Annotated in this window: 5 protein-coding genes and 2 tRNA genes; 5 read left to right on the top strand and 2 right to left on the bottom strand. The window is 39.9% G+C overall.

Annotation, left to right across the window (positions count from 1 at the left end):
* Positions 1–51 precede the first annotated feature (51 nt).
* The 3 genes from IE199_RS11490 (at position 52) to IE199_RS11480 (ending at position 1,293) form a co-directional block, all read left to right on the top strand.
* Positions 52–127 (top strand) — tRNA-Glu (locus IE199_RS11490).
* 164 nt (positions 128–291) lie between these two features.
* A tRNA-Glu gene (locus IE199_RS11485) sits at positions 292–367 on the top strand.
* A gap of 194 nt (positions 368–561) precedes the next feature.
* A complete protein-coding gene (locus IE199_RS11480; RefSeq protein WP_189770510.1) occupies positions 562–1,293 on the top strand; it encodes a substrate-binding periplasmic protein in 732 nt (243 codons plus the stop codon).
* Between the two features lie 66 nt (positions 1,294–1,359).
* Here the strand turns inward: IE199_RS11480 and IE199_RS11475 are convergent, their stop codons facing one another.
* Positions 1,360–2,934, bottom strand: a complete 1,575-nt coding sequence (locus IE199_RS11475; RefSeq protein WP_189770508.1) for a cation:proton antiporter domain-containing protein — start codon at positions 2,932–2,934, stop codon at positions 1,360–1,362.
* 21 nt (positions 2,935–2,955) lie between these two features.
* Complete coding sequence (locus IE199_RS11470; RefSeq protein WP_189770506.1) at positions 2,956–3,573, bottom strand: arylesterase; 618 nt, start codon at positions 3,571–3,573, stop codon at positions 2,956–2,958.
* Between IE199_RS11470 and IE199_RS11465 the strand changes: the two genes are divergently transcribed.
* Together IE199_RS11465 and IE199_RS11460 are read left to right on the top strand one after the other, a co-directional pair.
* Positions 3,572–4,309, top strand: a complete 738-nt coding sequence (locus tag IE199_RS11465; RefSeq protein ID WP_189770503.1) for an ABC transporter ATP-binding protein — start codon at positions 3,572–3,574, stop codon at positions 4,307–4,309. The genes IE199_RS11470 and IE199_RS11465 overlap by 2 nt on opposite strands.
* A 2-nt stretch (positions 4,310–4,311) precedes the next feature.
* Positions 4,312–6,858 carry an ABC transporter permease gene (locus IE199_RS11460; protein ID WP_189770501.1) on the top strand — a complete coding sequence of 849 codons (2,547 nt, stop codon included), beginning with the start codon at positions 4,312–4,314 and terminating at the stop codon, positions 6,856–6,858.
* Positions 6,859–6,968 lie beyond the last annotated feature (110 nt).

The following is a 6,968-nucleotide window of genomic DNA, read 5'->3' as shown; positions in this document are numbered from 1 at the left end:
GGCGTAAGCCTTTGCACTAAAACAGTAAGTTTACTTACTAACAGTTTTAGTGTCCCGTTCGTCTAGAGGCCTAGGACACCGCCCTTTCACGGCGGTAACAGGGGTTCGAATCCCCTACGGGATGCCACATTTATCACGGCAACGTGAGCAGGGTATAGCAGTCTAGGTCATGTTATTTCCTGAGCGAAAGCTAAAAATCTTTAGATGAGAGTAACTGGTGTTTACTTTCAGCGAGTGTAGGGCGTAAGCCTTTGCACTAAAACAGTAAGTTTACTTACTAACAGTTTTAGTGTCCCGTTCGTCTAGAGGCCTAGGACACCGCCCTTTCACGGCGGTAACAGGGGTTCGAATCCCCTACGGGATGCCACTTTACAAAAAGCCGACTTTATGTCGGCTTTTTTTATGCCCAAAATTCTTTAGAGGGTTGAGTTGAATTTATAACCTTAAGCATTTTCGCTTTTTATCCTGCTCATACCTCGTTATGATTGAAAACCAAGGTTCAAACTAATAGCGTTATGAACTGTGGATTATGCTTATTTTGTTAAAATGTTGAGTTAGTGCATGCATAAAACCATTATTTTTTTACTTTCCTTTTTTATTTGTGCAAAGGCATTTGCATGTCAAATTACCGTAGGTCTAGAAGACTTTTCACCTCAATCAAAAAAAGTATCTGATTCGAGTTGGCAAGGGCGCGATATTGAGATTATTCGTCAATTTTTAACCTTGGCTAACTGTCAATTTGATTTTGTGGAGTTACCTTGGGCTAGAGGCTTAAATTTATTAAAGTCTGGTGATATTGATATGATGATTAATGTCACCAAAACTGATACGCGATCTGAGGATTATCACTTTATTGGTCCAGTAAGTTATGAAGTTATTGTTTTGGCAACTAAAAATGATGCCAAGCTTAAATTAAATAGTGCTCATGATTTACTCGCTTTAAAACAGCCTGTAGCTGTGCAACGTGGTGCGTATTATGGAGAACTGCTCACTAAACTTATTGCTTCTCCAAAAAATAAGAAACAATTTATAGAAGTAACAGACAATGAAACTAAAATGGCTTTAATGAACAGTGGCCGAATATCGGGTTTTTTGGAAGCTAAAAGAAACTTAACCCAAGGGCCTAAATTAAAACCAAGATACCAAGATATTTGGTACCAACCCGTTGTTTTACACCAAACGGAAGTGCACTATGCCTTCAGTAAAGTGAGCGTTAGCCCTGAAATGATAAATAGGCTTGAAATTGCTTACCAAAGGTTGTTTTTTCCATTTGATAAGCACGCCAATGAATAAAGTATCTATTCTTTATATACAAAAAAGCCACCTTGATGACGGTGGCTTTTTTCGTTTTAATTGAAATTACGGATTTGCTGTTTGCAAGAGTGAAATACTTTCTTCGGCAAAACCAACACCCGCTTCGCTGTAAAAGTTAAATACTTTATCAACACCAAACTTTTCAAGCTCTTCGCGTTCATCATCAAAACGTGCAATCGCAGCTATTTTTCCTTGATAGTTAGCATGTTTTAACTGTGTTGTTATATTCATGATATCTTGCACTGATGGTAGTGCTAAAAGTACCAATTTGATACGAGTTAAATCGATGTTTTCCCAAAAGTCAGCGTCTTCTGCATCTCCAGAATAGGCCTGTATGCCTTGCTCAACAAGCCAGTTAATTTTGGTTTTATCAGTATCAAGACCCCAAGCTTGCTTGGGTGTTTGACTGTCAATGGCACGGTAAGCACCCATACCCACACGACCCATGCCGATTATTACAATGGGTGCACTGCACGGCTGAATAAAACTGTCTTCAGGTAGTTTATTGGGGTGCTGATGTTTGCTAATTTTTTCTTTATTTTTAGCGTAATACTCATGCGCAAAATTATACAAAATATTGGTAATAACAAAAGATACAGACACCGCAATAGATAAAATAACTAGCCATTCTTTTGATAGCCATTCGTATTTTGCACTCAATGAAGCAACAATTAAACCAAATTCACTAAAGTTAGCTAGTGCCAATGAAGCAAGAAAAGCGGTGCGAGCGCGCAGCTTGATCTTGATAAATATAAAGAAAAACAAGGCAAATTTAATAGGTAGCAATAAGGTAAGTAATAGGGCTGTGCCAACCATTTCCCATGTTGGTAACGCGGTAAAGCCAATAGAAAGGAAAAAGCCAATTAAGAATAGATCCTTAAAGCTCATTAATGATTTGGTTATCTCGGTTGCTTTGGTATGACTTGCCAAATACATCCCGGCTAATAATGCTCCCAAATCGCCTTTTATATTAACCAGTTCAAACAACTCATAAGCGCCAAATGCTAGGAAAAAACCAGTTAACGGTAGCAATTCACCATGACCAACTTTATCTAACATCTTATTGATTATTGGTTTTAATGGTATCGCCAATAACAATAATAATGCATAAGGGGAAGGGAGTTTACCGGTTGCAGCAACCAAGAAAACAACGGCGACAATATCTTGCATGACTAAAATACCCACCGCTAATTTGCCGTGGCGGGTTTTCATTTCACCATGTTCTTCAAGTAACTTAACAACACACACGGTACTGGAGAAACTCATCGCAAACACGATTAAAGTACTTGTTGTCAAATCTAAACCTGTCATATGTGGCACGGAAATAATGGCAAATGCTTTTAATGCGACAATACCGATAATCATCCATACAAAGGTATGACTTAAGCTACCTAGCCAAACTTCAGTTTTTACTAAGTCTTTAACATTAAGTTTAAGACCAATAGTAAAAAGCATAAGTGTGATACCAAGGTTTGCTAGCTCCATTACCGTGTTGTCAGCTTGAAAACCTAAAAAGTTTAAAACAAAACCAGCTACTAGGTAGCCGATAGAAGGGGGAAGGGTTGCCACTTTTGCTGCTAAACCACACAAAAATGCAAATAAGATCCAAATAAATTCCATGGTCGTATGTAATATCGTCAGTTAGTTCATCAATTGTTTAAGTTGTTCGCCAACATAGTCAGCAATTATTGGTTGTGCTTTTACGTTTGGGTGTATGCCGTCGGCTTGCATCAGTTTTGGGTCGAGTGCAACTTGCTCCATAAAAAAGGGTAAAAGTGTGGCATTAGTTTCGCTTGCAACATCGGCAAATACTTTCTCAAACATTTTGTTGTAGCGTGGGCCGTAATTTGGCGTTATTTTAATTTGCATAAGTGAAACAGGGATTTCGTGTTTATTGGCAATAGCGATCATTTGTAACAAATTATTTTTAATTGCTTTAGGATTATAGCCTCTTAATCCATCATTACCGCCTAGTTCGATAATTAAATGATCAACTTCTTTGTCAGCTAAAATGTTGGGTAAGCGAGATAAACCGCCGCTTGTAGTCTCACCACTTATGCTAGCATTAACGATAGTGTATGGTGCTTTTTCTGCCGAGAGTTGTTGGTTTAGAAGGTGAACCCAGCCTTGGTGCTCTTGCATACCATAGCTTGCACTAACGCTATCACCTAGTAGTAAAATGGAGCGAGATGCCCAAGCTTTCGTCATTGATGTGACAGAAAACAGAATTAAGAATGCAATAAGTGAGTATTTCTTCATGAAGATAAATTCCGATACTATTCTCAAGGTTAGTGATTTAACTAAGTCCGTAAAGTTAGAGGACAAGTCACTCGATTTGTTACAGCCAACCAACTTGGCTGTACAATCTGGCGAAACATTAGCCATTGTTGGCTCATCAGGCTCAGGTAAAACGACTTTGTTGTCTATTTTAGCTGGGCTTGACCTGCCTACGTCAGGTGAAGTGTATCTCAAAAACCATGCTTTACACCAGTTAAATGAAGAGCAACGCAGCCAAGTAAGAGCACAACATGTTGGCTTTATTTTCCAACAATTTCTGCTAGTTAACAGCTTAACAGCCTTAGAAAATGTGATGTTGCCTGCTGAACTTGCAAACACACCTGATGCGCTAGAACGCGGTAAAAGTTTATTGCAAAAAGTTGGGCTTGGTGATCGTATGGAACATTATCCGTCACAGCTTTCTGGTGGTGAGCAACAACGTGTTGCTATTGCTAGAGCCTTCATAACACAACCTGATATTTTATTTGCAGATGAGCCGACAGGAAACTTAGATACTAAAACGGGATTACACATTACCGATTTATTATTTGAATTAAATAAACAATCTGGTACCACCTTAGTATTGGTAACTCATGATCCAAAATTAGCCGCACGTTGTCAGCGCCAGGTAGAAATGGACAGCGGCGTTTTATCAGAAGCAGCTGACGATAGCGCTTTTGTAGAGCGTGAATCTTCAGCTGTGGCAAACGTAGGGTAATTATGTCTTTATCAAATAACGCATGGTACAAGCAATCACTCAGGCTGCTCGATCACGAATTACGCCGCGGCGAATTGACTATTATATTTTTGGCCATTGTACTAGCTGTAGCAACGGTATTTTCGCTGACTGGTTTTAGTGGGCAAATAAAACATGCCATTGTGGCTAATAGTACCAATACTATTGCCGCTGATCGTGTCTTAGGAGCCCCAGGCCCTATCGAGCCATCAATTATCGTAAAAAGCCAAGAGCACCAACTTGCAGTAGCTAAGAAAATGTCGACTGATTCTATGGTGTTTTTTGGTGACAATATGCTGCTTAGTGAAATAGACGCTGTTTCGACTAACTATCCACTTCGTGGTGAATTAAGAGTTAAGCGCAGCATTGAAGGTGAAGAAGAAATTGTAAACGGTCCATCTAAAGGCACAGTATGGGTAGAGCGCAGCTTGCTAAGCCGTTTAGGTGTCAATATTGGAGACGTTATCGAGGTAGGTGTTGCACCGCTCAAAATAGCTGGAATCGTTACTAATATTCCTGACAGAAGCTATCGCTTTTTGATTGCAGGCCCTACGGTATTGATGAATATCGACGACATGGAAGCGACAGAGTTAGTGCAACCAGGTAGTCGCATGTGGTATCGCTATATGTTTACCGGTGAAGCTGATGATATTGACGACTTTGAAGCGTGGATAAAGCCACAAGTACTTGATTCTCAGCGTTGGTATGATGCTAAGCGCGCTCAAAATAGATTGTCTTCAACCTTAGACAGCGCAGAACGCTTTTTATCACTGGCAAGTATGTTGGGTATTGTTTTAGCTGCTGTTGCTGTTGCTGTTGCCAGTAGACGATATGGTCAACGTCATCAATCCGTGGTTGCCGTATTTAGAGCATTAGGCGCGACACTTTCGCATGTAAGAAAACTTTATTGTTTACATTGGGCGTTGTTAAGCATCATTAGTATTATTGCTGGCCTAGTAGTTGGTTATATCTTGTTGTTGTTAGGTGCTAATGCCATCGAAAGTTATTTATCACTTGATGATACGCCATTAACGTTAACACCGTTTATTACTGCTATTGTCACCGGTTTATTGTGTGCCATTGCCTTTGCGATTCATCCGCTTAAAGAATTGATAAATACATCGCCACTGTCGGTTATTCGCGGTTTCGATCAACTTAAACGTCCTAAACTAGGTTGGTACCATTTACCTCCTTTTGTTGCTTTGCTTGCCTTGCTATTAATTTTTAGCGGCGACTTAATCATGAGTGTGTCTTTATTGGTTGGTGGCTTGTTAGTGTCAGTTGTTTTACTGGTATTAGGAAAGGTTGTAATGAGTGCTGGCCGAAGTGTTGGCAGCAAAGCGGGTAAATCTTGGCACCTAGCGCTTGCCAACTTGAAACGCCGTGCAAATGAAAACAGCGTGCAATTGGTTAGCTTTACTATCGCGATTAAGTTGTTATTGCTGATCACTGTGATGAAAAGCTCAATTATGGAAGAGTGGCAGGCGCAGTTTCCTGAAGACACGCCAAATCAATACTTGGTCAACATTAGCCAAGATCAAATTGAACCACTAAAACAATTTACTGTTGAAAATGACATTCCGCATCGTGGTTTTTTTGCTGTATATCGTGGTCGTTTGTCTGCAATTAATGGCGAGAAAACAGTACGTGTTCAAGATGAAAATAACGATGGTGAAAAGAGCGCTGAATCGGAAAATGAAGGTGAGCAACAAGAAGGGCGTCGTGGTATGGGCCGTGAACTTGGCTTAACCTGGATGGAAGTGTTACCCGAACAGAATAAAATTTTAAAAGGTCAATGGTGGTCTGGTGATGATACGACACCGCAAGTGTCTATTGAGTCTGGCGTTGCAGAGCGCCTAGACATAAAAATGGGTGACCAACTTACCTTCACGCTAGGCGGTAGGGAATTTACCGTACCAGTAACCAGCATTCGTGAAGTTAATTGGAAGTCTCGCCAGCTAAATTTCATTATGATTTTTAATCAAGCAGTACTTGCTGACTTTCCTTCAACGTCTATATCAGCGTGGAATGTAGCACCTGAGAAGAAAGATGCGTTTTATCGATTGTTAGCCGAGCATCCGACGGTATCGATGATTGATTTTGACGCTATCATGAAACAGCTTAATGAAATGATTGATCAAGTTACTATCGCTATCGAGCTTATTTTAGTACTGGTGGTACTTGCAGGGAGTTTAGTGTTAGTGGCACAAGTACAAGCAAGCATGGAAGAACGAGAGCGAGAACTTGCAATATTAAGAACACTTGGCGCTAAGGGGTCACTACTGCGCAATAGCGTATTGTTTGAATTTGTTGCTTTAGGCGCAATTGCAGGTTTAATGGCCAGTATCGGTATGGAAATAGGCGTTTATATTTTACAAACCCAAACCTTCGACATGAAAGGCAGCTTTCACTTTAGTTATTGGTTGGTGGGTATACTTTCAGGTGCCGCCTTTGTTGGCACAATTGGTATGTTAAGTTGTTGGCGTTTATTAAACTTAACCAGTGTCACCTTAATACGGCGAACAATGTAAAGCATATACTGAATAATAAACCAGCAAAAAGTACCGTTAGCTAAAAAAGCGCGGTACTTTTTTTTTGATCTTGTTATCCTAGATAACATTAATAACAACAATGAATTTAT

Source organism: Thalassotalea marina (genome assembly GCF_014656435.1).
In the GTDB taxonomy this organism is placed as follows: Bacteria; Pseudomonadota; Gammaproteobacteria; order Enterobacterales; family Alteromonadaceae; genus Thalassotalea_C; species Thalassotalea_C marina.
This window is presented reverse-complemented; position numbering and strand designations above follow the sequence as displayed.